This window comes from Gracilibacillus sp. HCP3S3_G5_2 (assembly GCF_052063305.1).
GTDB lineage: Bacteria > Bacillota > Bacilli > Bacillales > Amphibacillaceae > Gracilibacillus.
In genome coordinates this window covers 220,723-240,004 of sequence record NZ_JBQHXU010000001.1, presented here as the reverse complement: position 1 = coordinate 240,004, position 19,282 = coordinate 220,723, and the positions used below count along the sequence as shown (strand labels likewise).

Sequence of the window (19,282 nt, the reverse complement as noted above, 5' to 3'; positions counted from 1 at the left end):
TATCCCCCCATCATTGTTTACCATCGTTTTGTTATGATACAATATTAATTCTATATAATATATTATAGTTCAAGACAAACACTATATATACATAATCAAGTCAGGTGGTGGTCATGATGGAACAGGAAACAATTAATGCAGCAACATGGGGGTGGTTATTAATTCCCATGTTATCCGTTGTACTCCTATCATTAATCACTTTTTTTACAGAAAGAGGAGAGTAAATGATGGATAACGTTACGTTAATTACTTTTATTATTTATTTAGTCGGGATGCTAGTTATTGGTATTATTGCCTTTCGTTTAACTAAAAACCTTTCTGATTATGTGCTAGGTGGTCGGAATTTAGGGGGCAGTGTAGCGGCTCTAAGTGCTGGAGCATCCGATATGAGCAGCTGGCTTTTACTTGGTTTACCAGGTGCGATGTATGTAGGAGGGATGAACCAAATTTGGCTAGCTATTGGCTTAGCTGTAGGTGCGTATTTAAATTGGCAATTTGTTGCAAAACGGTTACGGACTTATACAGAAGTTGCCAAAGACTCCATTACGATTCCAGATTTTTTAGAGAACCGTTTTCGTGACAAATCACGGATCCTTCGTGTGATATCTGCTTTGGTCATTTTGATCTTCTTTACCTTCTATACTTCGGCTGGCCTTGTCGGCGGAGCGGTTTTATTTGAACAATCCTTTGGAATTGACTACCAATCTGCATTGTGGATTGGAGCAATTGTGATTATCTCCTATACATTTCTAGGTGGATTTTTAGCAGTAAGCTGGACCGACTTTTTCCAGGGGATCCTCATGTTTATCGCATTAATTATTGTACCAATTGCTGCAATCAATGCTATTGGCGGGTGGAATGAAGTCGTCAGCAAGGTTGGAGACATCGATCCAGGCTACTTAAATGCGTTCACGGATACTACTGCTATTGGGATTATTTCGTTATTAGCATGGGGATTAGGCTACTTTGGACAACCGCATATCATTACCCGTTTCATGGCTATAAAATCTACAAAGGAAATCCCAAAAGCTAGGTTTGTCGGAATGTCTTGGATGGTATTCGCATTATACGGTGCGATTTTTACAGGATTTACAGGTATCGCCTATTATGCAGAGGCACCGTTAGAAAATGCAGAAACAGTATTTATCGCGTTCACACAAGAGCTTTTTAATCCATGGATTGCAGGGATTTTATTAGCTGCGATCTTATCCGCTATTATGAGTACAATAGATTCTCAATTACTTGTATCATCTAGCGCGGTTGCAGAGGATTTTTACAAAGGAATCTTTCGAAAAAACGCAAGTCAAAAAGAATTGGTATGGGTAGGACGAATAGCCGTCATTATTATTGCGATTATTGCGATTGTGATTGCCCAGGATCCTGAAAGCAGAGTCCTCGATTTAGTTGGATACGCATGGGCAGGATTTGGAGCAGCGTTTGGACCAATTATTGTTTTAAGTCTATTTTGGAAGAGAACAACTAGAGAAGGAGCAATTGCTGGAATGGTGATAGGGGCTTTAACAGTCATCATCTGGGCTCAACTTGAAGGCGGTATGTTTGATTTATACGAAATTGTTCCAGGGTTTATATTAGGGACAGTAGTAATCATCGTTGTAAGTCTTATTGTTGGATCTCCAACAAATCCGACAAAAGAGGTTAGAGAAGAATTTAAGGTAGCTACAAAGAGATAAAAATATACTGAAGCAAGGAGTCAGCAAAACAGATTGGGCTCCTTGCTTATTTTAATAAAGAGTGGAATCCTTTACTATCCACAAAATCCAATTCATTCGATTGATTGCCTACTTTTTCTTGGTCATCGATCGTTGGTATCATTCACTTACCCCATGCTTTACGTTCCTATAAAAATATTACTTTTGTTCATTGAATTAGTTGAACAGCCATTATGTCACCTCCACTTTAACATAAAATCCCAATAAAAATCTAATCGAACGTGCATTCTTATATATGCTCTGCTACAATAGAGAGTGAAAGAAGGTGGAGAAAATGAGAGAGAAGATTTCTTTCATTCATTGTGCGGATCTGCATTTAGACAGCCCCTTTAAAGGCTTAAAAAATATACCTGCTGATCTGTTAGCAGCTATTAGAAAAAGCACGTTTCATACTTTGGATTATCTCATTGAACAAGCCATACAACATCAAGTAGATTTTGTTCTTATGGTAGGAGATATCTTTGACCAGGAGCAACAAAGCTTGCAAGCACATATGGCTCTATTGCAAGCTTTTCAAAGATTACAAGAACATCAGATTAAGGTATACCTCTCCTTCGGCAATCATGACTACTTGAATAGTCAGTCATTCCCGCGTAATTATCCGGAAAATGTTTATGTCTTTGATAAAGAAGCTGTCAACTCCTACCCGTTTATTAAAAATGATCAAATACTGGCGCAAATTTATGGATTTAGCTATGAAAATCGAGCAGTACTAGAAAATAAAACAAAAGAATATCAAAAATCAAGTGATCCTTGCTTTCATATCGCTACATTACATGGAAGTATAGGTAATGGAAATAACAGTGAACATGCAGCATATGCTCCGTTTCAGCTTACTGAACTGAAAGAAGCTGGCTTTGATTATTGGGCATTAGGGCATATACATAAACGTGAGATTATAGCAAAAAAACCGCCAATTGTTTATCCAGGCAATACCCAAGGCCGTTCAACAAAGGAAACAGGCAAAAAGGGGTGTTATCTCGTCACCTTATCTGAAAACGAACCAGAAATAACTTTCTTGCCTCTTTCAGCCATTCTATTTGAGAAAGTACAAGTTGATGCAAGTGCATGGACAGATATTACAAGAGTGACGGAGCAACTGATAGAGATCACTAATCAATTTACAACAGGAAAAACACTCATCCAGTTAATATTCTCACGAGTTGCTGAAGAAAAGGAAAACTGGTTTGCAAATGGGCAGATTATCGAATTGATTGATTATGTGAATCAGAAATCAGCAGCAAGCTACATTATCGGCTATAAATGGACAAGGCAACCAAAACGCTCTGAGTGGCAACATGGTGGTCGTTTTTTAGAAGAACTTGCTACTAGCTTTCAAGAAGAGAATCTTGAAAAGTCCATCCAACCCTTATGGCATCATACAGAAGGAAGAAAATGGTTAACAGAGTTAAATAATGATGATCAGACAGAAATCCTACAAGAAGCAGAGTTTCTGTTAGATCGGCTATTGCACGAAAAGGAGGGATAAGTCTTGCGAATAGTGAGTATACATATATATGGTTTTGGAAAATGGATCGATCAGTATTTCTCCTTTGAAAAGGATGGACCTATTGAAATAGCAGGGGATAATGAATCAGGCAAAACGACGTTAAGACAGTTTATCCTCTATATCTTGTTCGGTATGAAAGCGAAGCAGTTAGAACGTTTTACACCGAAGCAAGGATCCACGCTCGGTGGAAGGATCATCGTTTCAGGACTTGCTGATCAAACAGTAACAATCGAACGTATACAAGGTAAGTACAAAAACCAAGCCATTATATATGGTGACGGTGGGGCACAAATGGACCAAGAATGGTTAGAGACTGCTTTACAAGGAATGGATCGTAAACAGTTCGAATCGATCTATACCTTTGATGCACATGACTTGCAGCAAATTCAGGATCTTGATAATGCAGCTTTCCATGAAGTGTTACTAGCAGTCGGTATGACAGGTTCAGACAGGATTTATCATGCGGAAAAAAGCTTGGATAAGAAATTGGCTGATTTGTTTAAACCTTATGGAAAAAAGCCGGAGATCAATCAACTTTTTCAAGAGTTAGCTAATCTCAAGGATCAATTAAAAGAAGCAAAGGAAAAAGAAAATAAGTATCAACAGCAATTAATGGAAATAGAACAGTTAGAAGAGGAGCTATTCGAGCTTGAACATGAAAAAAATAGTATGCAGGAAAGACAGAAACAAGTGGAGAAACGGTTAACACATTACCCGTTAATAGAAGAATATTATTTCACAAATGCACAACTGAAAAGACAGAATTCTACCATTTCATTCCCTGTAGAAGGGTTAAAACGGCTAAATGAATGGAAGGATTCACTACTGCCATTAAAGAGTGAGGAACAAGTGGTCCGTAATAATTTAGCGGAAATAGAGCAGCGGCTAACTAATTTGGAGCTGATGCCTAATGAAACATTAGAGAAAATGGAGCTAGGCTTAAAGCTCGAAAAGGAAATGGACCAAATCCAGGCGGATATACATCAAATAAAAGAACGCATCACTACAATGGAAACAGAAATAAAGATGAAGCTGGAGAGTATGCAGATAAACATGAAAATCGAGCAATTACGGGAGATAGAATTGCCTTTTTACTTAGAAGAAATATGGGCTGAATTAGCTAATCAGCGTGATAAATTAGCCTTGGAAATACAGTATGTAGAAAATGACAGCTCTTCCATAACCAGAATAAAACGTGAATTAATGGAAGAAAAAGAACAACAGCAACTATTACAGCTAGGACAAGAACAGATACAACAGTATAAGGACGAGATTGCACAAGCGAAGCAAACAGAACAACACCAACAATACGACAAATGGTTGCAAACATATTCACAGCAGCGGAAAATATCAAGTCTCATGATGATCCTTGGCGTTTTAATAGGAGTAGCCCTTTTCTTTTTAACTGATATGGTATGGGTCATTAGCGTAGTTATTCTTGCCATCGGCCAACAAATTGCCGTTAGATTATATGGAAAAGCGTTTCAACAATGGCTGCAGCCAGATCGAAAGAGCGCAACCACTTTGAGCCATGCAGAATTGTTGGAACGAAAGCAAATTATCCAGCAACAAGCAGAGCTTCAACGTAAGTTAACTGAGCTCGAAAAAGATATCCAAAAATATCAAAATGAGCAATTAAAAGTAGCCGAGCGTCTTTCTTTTTTACAGGATCGTCTTGATCAAATCGAACAAAAAATTACTGATCAAAAAGAGCAATATCCTTTTTTAATGAATGTGGAATTGGCTTATTGGCCAAGGCTTTATCAACAAGTAATTACACAAAAAGAAAAGCTATCGGAAATGAAACATTTAGAAACCGAAGTGGATAATCTTGAAGAGCAAAAGCGTCAAAAGCAAAACAGGTTCCAACTACTTGAACTGGATGTAACTGATTTGGAAAAAATAATCGAGAAGGAACAGAATAAAAGAAGTGTGTATACACAATTACAGGAAAGAAAAGCAGAACTGCAATCTCAACTGGCTACCATTATAGAGAAACAAAAGCCGTATCAAGCGGAAATTGATCAACTATTAAGAAGTGCAGAAGCGAAAACAGAGGAGGAGTTTATTGAAAGGGGAGAGCAAAAAGAAGAGTTTGATACACTAAGACAGAAATGCAATAAATTATATGATAGCCTATCTGTCATCTTCATTGAGGAAGAAATTGATCAAATCGCTAACGGAAAATTTGATGATAAAAGGACCTTACAGATTTTACTTGAAGACTGTCAACAAACAATCAATGCAACAGTTAAAAAAATAAAAGAAAAACAATTGCAACTAAGTGATCAAAAAGCAAGTGTAGCAATATTGGAGGCGAATGAAGATGTCTCAATTTTGAAGCATCAATTAGCGATAAAACAAGAGGAATTACAAGAATTAGCAAAAGAATGGGCTATTTACCAAGTGGCTTTAGCAAACTTATCAAAAGCAAAATCAACTTATTCAGAAAAATATATGCCACAGGTTTTTGAACAGGCAAGCTATTATTTTAAGAAACTGACATTAGATAGGTATCAGCATGTATATATAGAAGATAATGAGCAGATTCTTGTGGAAGATAAGAGCGGCTTTGCTTTTTATGTAATAGAATTATCACAGGCAACTAAGGATCAGTTATATATTGCTATTCGATTTGCATTAAGTCATGTCATGGCCAACAGGTTAGCACTACCATTTTTGATTGATGATGGTTTTGTCCATTTTGATTCTAATCGAAAAGAAAAAGTATTAGAGATTATCGAAGAATTAAGCGAAGAACATCAAGTATTCTATTTTACTGCAAATGCAACGGCAAAAGTAAGTATTACATTATAATAGGAGAGTGTACAATGAATAATATTCTATATAAAAGTGATATAACGATAACACCGAGGGATTTGTCAGCAGTTTTTCAGGCTTCTGGTATTAAAAGACCATATGAAGACCTAGACCGTCTTCAGAAAATGTTGGATCATGCCAATGTATTGATTACTGCCTGGGACCAGGAAAAAATAATCGGTGTGGCTAGAGGACTGACTGATTTCAGTTATTGCTGCTACCTATCAGATTTAGCTGTTGATCAAGCTTATCAGCATCAGGGTATCGGTAAACAATTAATTGAGCATGTTAAAGATGAACTAAATGAACAAGTAGCTCTGATTTTATTATCGGCACCGGATGCTATGGATTATTACCCTAAAGTAGGCTTTAATAAAATAGACAATGGCTATATTATTAAAAGAGAAAAATAAGTAACCAACTATTTTGAGATGTTAATGCTCGTTACTATGCGATCAGTTCAAATGCTTGGTCTTGTTGTTTGTTATTAGATAATTTCGGACGGTAATTTATAGTTAGTAAAATGAAGTAACTATTGTGAATGAAACATAAAGCCATCTTCCAGTCGATGAATGGAGGATGGCTTATTTATATTCATTTCTTCCTTCTACGCAATAAACGTACAACTAAGAATAAGATACCAAGGCAGAAGAAAAAGTAGATAATGGTAGAATAAATATCGATATAACGGACAATATCTTCCCACGATCCCCCGACAAAAGCACCTAACAAAACTAGGACAGTGTTCCAGATCAAGGTGCCTAAAGTTGTAAACAATAAAAATAAGGGTACATTCATGTGTGACATCCCTGCTGGAATCGAGATAAGGCTGCGAATTAACGGAACAAAGCGACAAAAGAAAATAGTCCAGTAACCATATTTAGTAAACCATACATCAGCTTTATGAATGTCTGCTTTTTTGATCCGGAGGATGTGGCCCCAGTTTTCCACTATTATTCCTAATCGATGTATGTTGAGTTGCATGCCAATTAGATATAAAATAATCGCTCCCAAAACAGAACCGGCTGTTGATGAAAAGATTACGCCGACGATATGTAAAGAGGAGACAGTAGTGAAGAACCCGCCGAATGTTAATATTACTTCGGAGGGAATAGGTGGGAAAATATTTTCCAAAGTAATTAAAAACATAATACCGAGATAACCATATTCATTCATCATCATGAAAAACCATTCTCGCATTTTATTGCTCTTCCTTTACAAGTTTTCGCACCATAGTCGTTCTTTCTGTAAAGTTAAATGTCTCGTAAAATGGTTGAGCATCTTTAGTAGCTAAAGCAAATTTGGTGTTTTTAAGTTGGGGGTGTTCTAGAATGCAATGAATCAGAGAGGAACCAATTCCACGCCCTTGATATGCCGGATCAATGACAACATCTAATATCCACGAGAATACTGCCTGATCGGAGACTACTCGTGCAAACCCAATTTGCTTACCTTCTACATAGACACCGAATGAAAATGAATGATCTATACTTTGTTTTATTGTTTCTTTACTTCGGTCATTCGCCCAGTATGTCGGTTTTAACAGGTTATAAATAATATCCAGGTCTAGTGACGCTTTATCGTCACTAATCTCGTAGTTATCGTAAGACCAGTTCATCATAAATCCCCCATTTCTTTATGTATCAAGGTGCTAAACGTCTGTAAAACTCCCACTTCTAGTAAAACAGGTAAGCTAAGCTGGGGATAACAGACGCTAACACTCTAATAAGTTTCACTTAATGCTAAACCTACACTGATCATCGCTTCACTTTATAAGCATCTCTTTAGAGGTAAGCTCATCGTGAGCGTATATCTTGCGAATAATAATGTATACCTGTGTTATTTTTCCTCATCAGCTTCTGTATTCTCATAGCGACTATCTAAATAATCAACGATATGAATAATATATCCTTCTAGATTCATCGGTTTACGTACAGCGCTTCCCCATTCCGGTAAACCATGATGGCAAAGGATACAATGTGACATCAAGTGAATATCTTCCATTGTTACAGTAATGTTGTAATGCTCAATCACTTTAGATAATAACAGGACACCATATGGAATATGTCCGATGCTCACACCTAATGGATCCATCGCAATTCCTGCCTGCTTGCGATTAGCATCCTTAAATTGACCTGTAGGGAAGAGAAAATGAAAAATATCAAATGATTTACCAGCATAGTCATATTCTGCAAGCTTACCAATATCATGAAATAAAATACTAGTTATTAGTGCATCATAGTTAATACTGTCATATTTATATTCAGCCATTCCTTGAAGCATGTGATAAAGGTGATCAATACTGTCTTTCCACACATAAGCAGGTCTAGTATTGTCATCTTTTAAGGAATGCCATATTTCCAGTTTATACTCAGTTTCTACTTTATTAATTAACTGCATGACAGCACGAAAAGGATTATCGGATTGAATGGTTATGTATCTACAAAAACGCATTAGACCGACTGTATGTTTGAGAAGGCCACCTAAATAGTTATGATGGAATCCCTTCGCGGCAGGGCTGATACGAAATCCTTCCCAAAGTCGCTCCATTGCTTTGATGGCAATATCCTGAAATGGTTGTTGTAGTTCATACAGGTAGGCAAACAGTTCATTCCGTAAAGTCTCTATATCTTGCTTCGTATATGCTAAGAGTGTAAATGGATCAATATCGTCCGTACACGGTGTCATTTCATATACGGTAATACTCTTAAAGCCGTTGAATTCATCGACTTGACCACGGATATCAAAAACACCCTTTTGTTCTAAAATAGGTAGCATCATGTCTACTTCACCATTATTATCCCACATCTTCGCGGAAATGGTTCCAGATTGATCACTTAATGTAACTTTGAGAAAAGATTTATTTGTTTTTGTTTTTTTAATTTCATATTCATTAAGTAAAACCCGTGCTGAAACGGGGGTGCCTTTTGTTAATGTGTTTAAATGAACCCCTTGTATCGCTTCTGGTAAGGCTGGGACGGGGAAGTAAGTTGAAAGATTCTGCTTTTGCTGATCAGTTAGCTTATAATCAATCGTAATCATATCATAAAAATATTTCAGTGAATGCATCAGTATCACTTCCAATCTTGTTTAAGTAGTACTTCATTAGGTGAAAGAATTTTGGAAAGCAAGTAACTTATCAATTAGTGAGTACTTGTAATATATAGGATAAGAATAACACAAAACCCCTATCTTCTCATTTGATGGAAGGAAGATAGGGGATGTCTTGTATTATTCAGTTTCTTCTTCAGAATCGTCTTCACTTTCACTATCAGCTTCTTCGTCTGCTGCTGGCTCTTCAGAAGCAGGTTCTTCTGTCGCTACTTCTTCAAATTGGAATAAATCTTCAAATTCTTCAATTTGAACATCAATATTAGCATTTTGGAGAAGGTCCTGAATTTTCGTTTGTAGAGCTACTTGATCAATTTTAGTAGAAGCAATTTCTCTTCTTAATTGATCTTCTATATCTTCTAATGGTTCAACGTCTTCTACTTCTACACGGTCTGTAACTTTAATGACGTGGAAACCATGTGAAGATTGGACAGGCTCACTGATTTCATCAATTTCAAGACCATATGCTGCATCTTCAAATTCAGCAACCATATCACCTGCACCAAATTCACCTAAGTCACCGCCATTTTCAGAACTACCAGGATCTGTAGAGTATTCTTCCGCTAATTCAGCAAAGTCTTCTCCCTCATTTAACTTGTCAATGACTTCATTTGCCGTTTCTTCATCTTCTACAAGAATATGACTAGCAACAAGGTTTGTTTGCATTCTCTCATAACGATTTTGAATTTCTTCGTCAGTAACTTCCACTTCTTCTGTCGCTGCCTTTTCTTGAAGCAGGTTGACACGTAAATCATCACGGAATGCATCTTCATCAGCATAACCGCTTTGGGCTAGTACCATTTCCCATTGCTCACCGTACTGTTCTTTAAATGTTTCAATTTCACTATCTACTTCTTCATCGGACACTTCATATTTATCTTCAAGAATTGTTTCCAGCACCATTTGCTGGAGAACTTGTCCACCATTTGCTGCCTTCAATTCTTCATAAAATTCATCCTTAGTAATATTACCTGATTCTGTTTCCACTACTGTTTCTGAGTCTCCTGAAGAACATGCAGAAAGCGCTATAATGCTTGCTGCGAATGTTGCGGTGATTGCTAATTTTTTCATTTACCTACACACTCCTAATTACTTAAGCTATTTTGTATTCTTGCAATAATATATCATACTTTTGAAGAAAAAAAACAATAAAAAGTAAGATTACAACATTTTTACTTATTTTTTATTATGTATATATAACTTCAACATATGAAGATACAAGTAAAATCGTAATTAAAATATTAATAGTACGAAACACATTTGGTTGTTTTTCTTGTGACATTTCTGTTTGTAGACAAAGTCTCATGGTAAGAGAATTGAATATAAAAAGTGTAAAAAGAGCAAAAATGACAAAAATAAAAAGCATCAAGCTTACCTCCTTATTCTCATGTCACTACTTTAACAAAAAATTTAAGATTTGAACAGTGGTTGTCCTTATAAATTGAAAAATATGTATGTTGTCATTTTATCGGTATGTGGGTTAAATAAGTCAAAAAAACCGCCTGAATAATGCTCGAATATAAAAAAACCCGCTTCCATCATTATTGAAGCGGGCTTAGCGTGGAATGAGAATATCGTAACCTTTACCTTCATTCGATATCACACATTTTTTCGGTGCTTTCCATAGTTGACGTATATAAAGAAAGTCTATATAAGAAAGACTTAAATTAACAGCACCAATTAGCAGAAAATAAGGATAATAAGGTGGGAAAAAGTTACTCATAATAACACATGGTATCGTTATAAGTATTGTTGGTGTCAGTAAGGCCAACAATAAAGTCGGTTTCGTTGTTTTTGTGTGATTACATACATCAAAATTCGGAAAAATTTTCTTCTCTAATCTCCATTTGATTTTTAAATTTTTATTGGTGAATTTTAAAGGTAATATACGCAATGCTTTATGCAATAAAGGTAAAATCATCAATCCAAATAAAAGTGGGATTAAGCCATGATCTTTTACGACAGCATCATTATGAATAAATGTAAAGGGTAAATACAAAAAGATAAAAGATAAAAGTCCAAATAAGAAAGATAAAATAATACTTCGATAAAATCCAAGTTGCTTAAATATATTAATGGAATCCCAACAGTTCACTAGGATCACCCCTTCATACTAAAATCATGTCTTTAAATAACACTACATGACTATAGTATGTTTTACATGAAAAATCAATAGGTTTTATGTATTTTTTTCTTAAATTTTCATTGTGTATATGAGGTATATAAAAAAAGGGCTGACAACCGGTCAGCTCCTCTTTCTGTGGTAAGGAAATATTTACGGATATAGCACCTGAAACGATACGTGTTACTTGCCGAGTGAAGCATGTAAGACAAGTCACACTTACTCATCATTAGGTTCGATCACGTTCGCCCTGTGTCATTCAGATTGTGCTTTTGTTTTTTCTTCTAGTTCCTTTAAACTTTCTTCAATTTGTGTTAAATATTTTTGGATATTTTTTTGATGAGGTTCAACTGTTTTTTTCCATGATTCAATTGACTCTTTTACATCTGCGGATAGATCCTTAATTAAAGCAGCACCTTCTTTGGATGTTTTCGTTATCTGTTCTTTTAAATCTACCCCTTCTGTTCTTAGGTGGTTCATATAACGAATCGCTTCGTCGCTCTTTATTTTCACATCTTCTCTTAATTCTTTTCCTGCTTTTGGTGTAGTTAAAAGTGTAGCAGCAGCGCTTACTAATCCTCCAGCTAAAAACCCGAGTAGTAATGACTTACTATTAATCATTCCGAACACTCCTTTCATATATATAACATTCTCTTTTTTATTTATAATCAAACATTATTTTTAACATTTAAAGGTTAGTTGAAATCTGCGATGCAATATCAGCTAGATCATATTGATTTTCATGTGTACTCCATTTAGGCTTAAAGCCATCTGTTTCGTCATATCTAGGTATCAGGTGCATATGTAAATGGAATACAGATTGCCCAGCAGCTTCTTCATTATTATTGAGTACATTTATACCTACTGGTTGAAAGGATTCTTTTAAGGCATTGGCGATTTTTGGTATGCGTGCAAACACATTTGCCGCTGTAATATCATCTGTTTCATATATGTTTTTGGTATGTTTTTTTGGTATGACTAAGGTATGACCTTTTGTCACTTGACTAATATCTAAAAATGCAAGTACATCTTCATCTTCATATACTTTCGCAGAAGGGATATCACCTGCAACAATTTTACAAAATATACAATCTTCATGCATTGCCATATCGATCGCTCCTTTATATTTCTAAGTCTTTATTCTTATTTTGCAATAATGTCGTATTAAGCGATAGATCTTTAGTAACAAAAGGCGAGGTGAATTTTACCTACTTTTTTGTTTCTTCATGGTATCGCTTAATTTCTATTATACATTATTTTCATTCTACTTTAAATCGCTAAATGTTAAAAAAAGCAGGAGTGCTATAAAACGAAAGATCGTTTATAACACATCCTGCAGAAGGGGAGATGGTTTTGCTTTGCCCTTGAACCGGGGAGGATTCATATGAGCAAAGTACGTGATAATCAAATAAACAATGCTTTGCGACATTGCTCATTACTTTTGAAAGGATCGATATAACACTTTTTCATTACCCCTTCATTTAATAGCTTGCTCCATATTTTTTTCTTTATACAAATAAAATTTGGTATAATGATTAGAAGAATGAATACGTATAAGGAAGTGACTATAGAAAGGACGTTGATCAATGGAGCCTTTATTACATATTAAAGATCTAGAAGGTGGTTACACACATAAGAATGTCTTACATGGTATTTCATTTGATGTACAGCCTAATGAAATTGTAGGACTGATCGGATTAAACGGTGCCGGAAAAAGTACAACAATTAAACATGTGATCGGTTTAATGCAAGCCAAAAAAGGAACTGTTTCGATCAAAGGCAAGACATTTCAAGAATCACCGGAAAGCTACAGACAGCATTTCACCTATATTCCGGAAATGCCTGTTTTATATGATGAATTAACATTAGAAGAGCATTTACGCTTAACGGCAATGGCTTATGAGATACCAGAAGAAGTATATCAGGCACGCATTACCCCATTGTTGAAAGAATTCCGATTAGAAAGGAAGCTAAAACTGTTTCCTATCCATTTTTCCAAAGGGATGAGGCAGAAGGTAATGATTATGTGCGCATTTTTGGTCGAGCCTGATTTATATATTGTGGACGAGCCTTTTGTCGGTTTAGATCCGCTTGGTATTCAATCCTATCTGCAACTGATGGATCAAATGAAAAAGCAGGGTGCTGGTGTATTAATGTCCACTCATATTTTGGCAACAGCGGAGCGTTATTGTGACCGTTTTGTTATTTTGCATGATGGTTTAATCCGTGCAAAAGGAACGTTGGAAGAATTAAGACAAGCCTTTGATCGACCACAGGCGACATTAGATGATCTATATATCCAATTAACGAAGGAAGCCGATCAATATGCTTAATCCCCATCAATTATTTGTTGACCGTTTATCTGCACATATGAAGGAGTTAAGCAGATATTTACGATATATACTCACAGGACATCTTGCGATTGCCATGGTGTTTATTGTCGGTGCTCTGTCTGTTTATTATCAGCAGTTTCTAGAGGATATTCCTGAGTACTTTCCATCTACCTGGGTGATTGCGGTTGTACTAGGTGTGGTTACGGCACACAGTCCGATTCAAACATTGTTAAAGAGGGCAGATATCGTCTTTTTGATCCCAGCAGAATCACAACTGTCAGGATACTTCCTTAGAGCTTTAATCTACAGTTTTGTGACACAGCTTTATTTATTTGTATTAGCAATCGCTGCTGTTGCGCCATTACATATGGCTGTGTTTCCGGAAGACTCGTCGTTCGGTTTATTGTTTGTGGTATTGTTGGTAATAAAAGTTTGGAGTTTAGTGGCAAATTGGTGGATGCTAAGGGTTCGTGACAAAAATACCAGAGCTATCGATAAGCTTGTCCGCTTTTCCTTAATTATTACATTAATTTATTTCTTTCTTATGCAGGAGATAATCTTTTTAGCGATTGTGACTGCTTTGTTAATAGTACTATTTGCTACTAATTATCAAACAGCAAGAAAACAAAGAGCCTTAAATTGGGACTTGTTAATTGAAAGTGACTATATACGGATGCGTGCTTTTTACAGGCTAGCTAATATGTTTACGGAAGTTCCTCATATCGAAACAGAAGTGAAAAAGCGTCATTGGTTGGCACGGCTATTAACGAACACTATTCCATTCCAACAGGATCAGGCTTATTCCTATTTGTATCGTTTAACAACGGTTAGAAGCGGAGAATATTTAGGGATTTATCTAAGGCTAATCGTCATTGGAGGTTTGTTGATTTATTTCGTTCCAAATCCATGGTTCAAGCTTATCTTTTCATTATTGTTTATCTATATGATCTTTTTACAAATAATTCCTTTGTGGAAACATCATGCAACGTTAGTATGGATAGACTTGTATCCAATTGCAGATAACGTGCGTGAACAAGCATTTATTAAATGGATCCAGCAATTGCTGTTTGTTGTCACTTTTGTTTTCACCGTATTTCTGATCATCATTGGTGAATGGATAATGGGCTTATTGTGGATAATTGCTAGTCTAACGTTTATTTTATTAGTGATTCCCAATTATTTGAACAAAAAATTACAGAAAGTAAGCTAGAGGCTAGGTAGAACGATAATCCGAGCAATCTGAGCTAAGCGTAGGCGAAATACGCAGACTTCTGTGGGTCGGCTAACTACGGTCACGTCCTGTGGCCAACGCGACACTTGATCGTCCTGATCTTCGAAAATCCCACGGTAAGCGAAGTATTTTGCCGAAGCGAATGTACTCAGACTTTAATGTTCGGATTTTTCCTATCTAATTACTCTATTTGTCCCAGCCTCGTTCTTAAAATTGTTAAACATTTAGCGTTGCAGCAATCAACGTTTTTGCAGCTATTTTCATTGCTCGCTCATCAAAATCAAACAGAGGGTGATGGTGGGGGACAAAATTATTCTCGATCTGTGCGCCTGTAAAGAAGTATGCACCAGGTTTTTTCTCGAGATAATAGGCGAAATCCTCACCTGCCATGCTTGGAGCAATCATTTCCACTTTCGTCACTTCTTGGACCTGTTTGGCAGCAGTTAAAACCTTTTCAGCATGTTCTGCATGATTGATAACAGGGCTATAGCCAAAGGAGTAATGAAAATCATATGATACATCATAACCAACGCAAGTGCCTTTTGTTACTTTTTCGATTTCCTCTTTGATAAACTGTTGTACGTCAAGATTAAACGTACGGACTGTACCCTCGATTGTTGCTATATCTGGAATTACATTGTATGCATTACCGGCATGGAATTGACCAATTGACACAACGGCCGTTTCCAATGGATCGATACGTCTACTAACGATTTGCTGTAGATTGGTTATAAGTTGTGAGCCAACTACAATTGGATCTTTAGTCTGATGGGGAATGGCGCCGTGACCACCTTTCCCATTGATACGAATAGTGAAGTGATCTGCTGCTGCCATGAAGTTCCCTCGGGCTGTTTGCACGATACCATATGGAGTATTTGTCCAGAGATGTGTACCATAAATGACATCAACATTCTCTAATACACCAGCCTCAATCATAGGCTTAGCACCACCAGGAGCAAGTTCTTCTGCATGCTGATGAATAAATACAATAGTACCAGTGAGGTCTTCCTGATGCTTTTTTAAAACCTTTGCAACTGCAAGTAATGTTGCAGTGTGACCATCGTGACCACATGCATGCATTACACCATCAATTTTTGATCTGTATGGGAGTTCTTTTTGATCTTGAATTGGTAGAGCATCAAAATCAGCACGCAATGCAACCGTTTTACCGGGCTTAGCACCTTTTAAAGTAGCAACAACACCATTGCCTCCGACATTTGCTTGATACGGAATATCTAGTATTCTATATTGTTCTTGAATAAATGCGGCTGTTTTGTATTCTTGAAAGGAAAGCTCGGGATATTGGTGTAAGAACCTGCGCATTTCCACCATTTCATCATATAAAGCATCAATTTCCGTAAATAAATTGTCCCTCATACCCTCACCCCATAAAAATTTTATTTCCATTATATCATAGATTAGTAGTCTATCCTTATTGTGAGAATGACTGGAAGCAGTAGGAGAAAATAAAAAACAACTACCAAAGGATTTTGGAAGTTGTTTTCTCGCATCTAGAAAAGGGAGGTGAGAGCTTATCACGTGCTAATCATCTTTTACTCCAAGCTTCACACTAACACAAGGAGCTAAGGATATACATTCTGTTCGTTTCGCTAATGATCCGTAGAGAAAAAGATTCACCGATCATCGTTTCACTTTATTGAAAGCTCTTGTCTGACAAAAGTCGTTCTGTTTCTTCCTTATGATTCGTTTCATCTGCAATAATATCCTCTAACTTTACGACAAGTTCTGTTAAGCCAAGTTCATCTGCTTGTTGTTTTCTTTTTTCATAGCGTTCAATAGTTTCTTTTTCGGCTTGATAAGTAGCTTCTAACATCGCTTTGACGTCTGTTAATTGTTCGACTTTCGCTGGGGTTGTTGTTGGTGTACCACCTAGTGTTTTGATCTTATCCGATAAGTATAAAGCATGTCCTATTTCGTCATTTATTTCATCTTCGAAAAATGGTTTTAAGAAGGAACGATATAGACCAGATACAACTGATGCGTGATACGTATACATAATTGTTGCAGCATATTCATTTGCTAGGTCTTCGTTTAATCCATCAATTAGAGCCTGTAATTTTTCTTGATCTTGTCCCATTCTATCCAACATCCTTTCATTTTCATTTTCCATTATATATCTACCCTTAGAGAAGAATAATAAACATATAAATGAGATTATTTTGGTTGGCGAAATTTGTATCATATGTTATCCTTTTCCTGTAAGTAAAAATTATATGTAAGAACACTAGGGGAGCCATTTGGCTGAGACGAAATTCGGACCCTTTGAACCTGATCTGGTTAACACCAGCGGAGGGAAGTGGTAGGAAAAGCAATGATCAAGTAGCTTTTAATACATACCACTCATCCATGCTGGATGGGTGGTTTTTTATGTGAATAAAGGATCATGCAATAAGTCTAGTATAATATCGACTCGACTAAACTTTTCTTCATCACTACCTCTACAAAAGGAGTATTAATTAATGGAAGGACTTCACCTTATTACAAATGGCAGAGCAACAGAAGAACATCTACAGCTAGTAGCAGAGAATATCGATCAGATTGATTTTATTCACCTTCGCGAAAAGACCAAAACAGCAAAAGAGATTCTGACAATGATTGGTTTTTTGCAAAAAGCTGGCGTTCCGGCAGATCGAATCATAGTTAATGACCGTATAGATGTCGCATGGGTTAGCAAGTGCATGGGAGTTCAACTGGCATATCACAGTATTCCGGTCGCTAAAGTAAAAAAGTCATTCCCGGGACTCCGTATAGGTAAGTCTATTCATTCTCTAAAAGAAGCGATAGATTACGAACAAGATGGTGCAGATTTTCTACTATATGGTCATGTTTTTTCGAGTAACTCTAAACCGGGGATAGAGCCAAGGGGGATTACTACCTTAACGGAAGTAGTGAACAATGTTTCCACTCCTATTATTGCCATTGGTGGAATGACAGAACGAAATATTAGCGATGTACTAAAAGCTGGGGCAAGAGGTGTAGCGGTTATGTCAGGAGTATGGGATGCCGAAGATCCAGCTCAAGCATTGAAGAATTATCGTAAAGTGTTCGAGATAAGGAGGGAGGAACAAATTGAATAATCGATATGATCAAATCATTGTCGGTGGAGGAGTTATGGGGGCTTCGATTGCCTATGAATTGAGTAAAAGAGGTTATCAGACTCTGCTGTTAGAAGAAAATACTATTGCTGCTGAAGCCTCTAGTGCAGCTGCCGGTATGTTAGGCGTACAAATGGAATTTGAAAAGGATTCCCCTTTATTTCAATTTGCCAAAGAAAGCAGGCGATTATTTCCTGCTTTAGCGGAGGAGTTGCAAGATAAAAGTGGTGTGGACATTCAGTTCATTGAAAAAGGTGCAATTAAACTTGCCTACCATCAGCATGAAATAGATAAGTTAACCAAAATAGCTGAATTTCAAACACAGCAAGGTGCAGAAGCTAGGATAATTCCACCAACAAGTTTACCGGAAAAAGAAATTGCTTCCAATTTTTATGCTGCACTTTATTGTCCGAAAGAAGGTCAAGTATCCGCACCCCACTTAACAAAAGCATTTGCAAAATCTGCATTACATTATGGTGCCGTCATAAAGGAACAGACAAGGGTCCAAAAGATAGTAGTGGAAAATGGAAAAGTGACCGGCGTGAAGACGGTAGAGAAGGTGTATAACGCAGACTGTATTATAGTGAGTGGTGGATTTAAGAGCTCTTATTTTTTCCCATATATTAATCAGCTAACACCTGTAAAAGGGGAGTGTCTGTCCGTAAAAACAGATAAGCCACTTATTCAATCAACCATTTTTACGGAGGATTGTTATCTCGTTCCGAAAAGAGGGAATCGAATGATCATCGGTGCTACATCAAAACCGAATCAGACGGATAAAAATGTGAAGGTGAAAAGTGTGCTACATTTGTTATCTCGTGCTCAACAAATTGTACCAGCATTAAATGAGGCAACAATAGAAAAGGCTTGGGCTGGTATACGTCCCTTAACAAAAGACGGCTTTCCATATTTAGGGGAAGTGCCAGATGTACGAGGACTATTTGTAGCTACAGGGCATTATCGCAATGGCATCTTGCTCGCACCGCAAACGTCCAAATTTATGTCGGATCTTGTGGAAGGAAAACAAGTTAATCAAGCATATTTGGATGCGTTTTTCTTAAATAGAGAACGTCTAATGACTTTATAAAAGAGGAGGAGTGTTCTTGGAGCTTATTTTAAATGGTGAATCGTTAATAGTTAGGGATGGTATCCGTAATATAGAAGAATTACTGAAAGAGTTGTCCTTGGAGAAGAAGTCATTAATAGTAGAGCATAATCAAACGATTTTAAGAAAAGAAGATCATAAAGAGACGGCAATTTCGGAAGGTGACCGATTAGAAATTGTCCATTTTGTTGGAGGAGGATGAAG

General features: G+C 36.7%; 19 protein-coding genes and 1 riboswitch. Of the genes, 9 read left to right on the top strand and 10 right to left on the bottom strand.

Annotated elements, in window-relative coordinates; all coding sequences use genetic code 11:
* Window positions 1–227 precede the first annotated feature (227 nt).
* The 4 genes from putP to ACTNEP_RS01190 all read left to right on the top strand — a co-directional run bounded on the left by putP (window position 228) and on the right by ACTNEP_RS01190 (window position 6,473).
* Window positions 228–1,691, top strand: coding sequence for a sodium/proline symporter PutP (gene putP, locus ACTNEP_RS01205; protein ID WP_441159717.1), 1,464 nt, complete (start codon window positions 228–230; stop codon window positions 1,689–1,691).
* Between the two features lie 313 nt (window positions 1,692–2,004).
* Entirely contained in the window at window positions 2,005–3,219 is a 1,215-nt protein-coding gene (locus ACTNEP_RS01200; RefSeq protein ID WP_441159716.1) for a metallophosphoesterase family protein, read from the top strand.
* Between the two features lie 12 nt (window positions 3,220–3,231).
* On the top strand, window positions 3,232–6,057 hold the full coding sequence (locus tag ACTNEP_RS01195) for an AAA family ATPase (RefSeq protein ID WP_441159975.1): 2,826 nt from the start codon (window positions 3,232–3,234) through the stop codon (window positions 6,055–6,057).
* Window positions 6,058–6,071: 14 nt separating this feature from the next.
* Window positions 6,072–6,473, top strand: a complete 402-nt coding sequence (locus tag ACTNEP_RS01190; protein WP_441159715.1) for a GNAT family N-acetyltransferase — start codon at window positions 6,072–6,074, stop codon at window positions 6,471–6,473.
* A gap of 181 nt (window positions 6,474–6,654) precedes the next feature.
* On the opposite strand, the gene ACTNEP_RS01185 is transcribed toward ACTNEP_RS01190, so the two are convergent.
* The 8 genes from ACTNEP_RS01185 to ACTNEP_RS01150 all read right to left on the bottom strand — a co-directional run bounded on the left by ACTNEP_RS01185 (window position 6,655) and on the right by ACTNEP_RS01150 (window position 12,401).
* Window positions 6,655–7,260 (bottom strand): DedA family protein, encoded by a 606-nt coding sequence (locus tag ACTNEP_RS01185; RefSeq protein ID WP_441159714.1) that lies wholly within the window; start codon window positions 7,258–7,260, stop codon window positions 6,655–6,657.
* A 1-nt stretch (window position 7,261) separates the two neighbouring features.
* Entirely contained in the window at window positions 7,262–7,678 is a 417-nt protein-coding gene (locus tag ACTNEP_RS01180; protein ID WP_441159713.1) for a GNAT family N-acetyltransferase, read from the bottom strand.
* A gap of 221 nt (window positions 7,679–7,899) precedes the next feature.
* Window positions 7,900–9,129: a hydrolase gene (locus ACTNEP_RS01175; protein ID WP_441159712.1), complete on the bottom strand. Its 1,230-nt coding sequence runs from the start codon at window positions 9,127–9,129 to the stop codon at window positions 7,900–7,902.
* Between the two features lie 162 nt (window positions 9,130–9,291).
* Entirely contained in the window at window positions 9,292–10,242 is a 951-nt protein-coding gene (locus ACTNEP_RS01170) for a peptidylprolyl isomerase (protein ID WP_441159711.1), read from the bottom strand.
* 115 nt (window positions 10,243–10,357) lie between these two features.
* On the bottom strand, window positions 10,358–10,537 hold the full coding sequence (locus ACTNEP_RS01165; RefSeq protein WP_441159710.1) for a hypothetical protein: 180 nt from the start codon (window positions 10,535–10,537) through the stop codon (window positions 10,358–10,360).
* A gap of 189 nt (window positions 10,538–10,726) precedes the next feature.
* Window positions 10,727–11,266: a DUF3267 domain-containing protein gene (locus ACTNEP_RS01160; protein WP_441159709.1), complete on the bottom strand. Its 540-nt coding sequence runs from the start codon at window positions 11,264–11,266 to the stop codon at window positions 10,727–10,729.
* Between the two features lie 282 nt (window positions 11,267–11,548).
* A complete protein-coding gene (locus ACTNEP_RS01155; RefSeq protein ID WP_441159708.1) occupies window positions 11,549–11,914 on the bottom strand; it encodes a YtxH domain-containing protein in 366 nt (121 codons plus the stop codon).
* Between the two features lie 67 nt (window positions 11,915–11,981).
* Entirely contained in the window at window positions 11,982–12,401 is a 420-nt protein-coding gene (locus ACTNEP_RS01150) for an HIT family protein (protein WP_441159707.1), read from the bottom strand.
* A gap of 478 nt (window positions 12,402–12,879) precedes the next feature.
* Here ACTNEP_RS01150 and ACTNEP_RS01145 point away from each other — a divergent pair, with 478 nt between their 5' ends.
* Together ACTNEP_RS01145 and ACTNEP_RS01140 are read left to right on the top strand one after the other, a co-directional pair.
* Window positions 12,880–13,626, top strand: a complete 747-nt coding sequence (locus tag ACTNEP_RS01145) for an ABC transporter ATP-binding protein (protein ID WP_441159706.1) — start codon at window positions 12,880–12,882, stop codon at window positions 13,624–13,626.
* On the top strand, window positions 13,619–14,836 hold the full coding sequence (locus tag ACTNEP_RS01140) for an ABC transporter permease (RefSeq protein ID WP_441159705.1): 1,218 nt from the start codon (window positions 13,619–13,621) through the stop codon (window positions 14,834–14,836). Before ACTNEP_RS01145 ends, ACTNEP_RS01140 begins: the two co-directional genes overlap by 8 nt.
* 237 nt (window positions 14,837–15,073) lie before the next feature.
* Here the strand turns inward: ACTNEP_RS01140 and ACTNEP_RS01135 are convergent, their stop codons facing one another.
* Both ACTNEP_RS01135 and ACTNEP_RS01130 read right to left on the bottom strand, forming a co-directional pair.
* Window positions 15,074–16,234 (bottom strand): M20 metallopeptidase family protein, encoded by a 1,161-nt coding sequence (locus tag ACTNEP_RS01135; RefSeq protein WP_441159704.1) that lies wholly within the window; start codon window positions 16,232–16,234, stop codon window positions 15,074–15,076.
* Between the two features lie 277 nt (window positions 16,235–16,511).
* A complete protein-coding gene (locus ACTNEP_RS01130; protein ID WP_441159703.1) occupies window positions 16,512–16,955 on the bottom strand; it encodes a ferritin-like domain-containing protein in 444 nt (147 codons plus the stop codon).
* Window positions 16,956–17,094: 139 nt separating this feature from the next.
* A riboswitch (TPP riboswitch) is annotated at window positions 17,095–17,190 on the top strand.
* Window positions 17,191–17,337: 147 nt separating this feature from the next.
* Between ACTNEP_RS01130 and tenI the strand changes: the two genes are divergently transcribed.
* From tenI to thiS, 3 genes are read left to right on the top strand one after another with little or no spacing between them, the layout of a single operon-like run.
* Window positions 17,338–17,955, top strand: a complete 618-nt coding sequence (tenI, locus tag ACTNEP_RS01125) for a thiazole tautomerase TenI (protein WP_441159702.1) — start codon at window positions 17,338–17,340, stop codon at window positions 17,953–17,955.
* Entirely contained in the window at window positions 17,948–19,060 is a 1,113-nt protein-coding gene (gene thiO, locus ACTNEP_RS01120; RefSeq protein ID WP_441159701.1) for a glycine oxidase ThiO, read from the top strand. Before tenI ends, thiO begins: the two co-directional genes overlap by 8 nt.
* Window positions 19,061–19,076: 16 nt before the next feature.
* Window positions 19,077–19,280: a sulfur carrier protein ThiS gene (gene thiS, locus ACTNEP_RS01115; RefSeq protein WP_441159700.1), complete on the top strand. Its 204-nt coding sequence runs from the start codon at window positions 19,077–19,079 to the stop codon at window positions 19,278–19,280.
* Window positions 19,281–19,282: the final 2 nt, after the last annotated feature.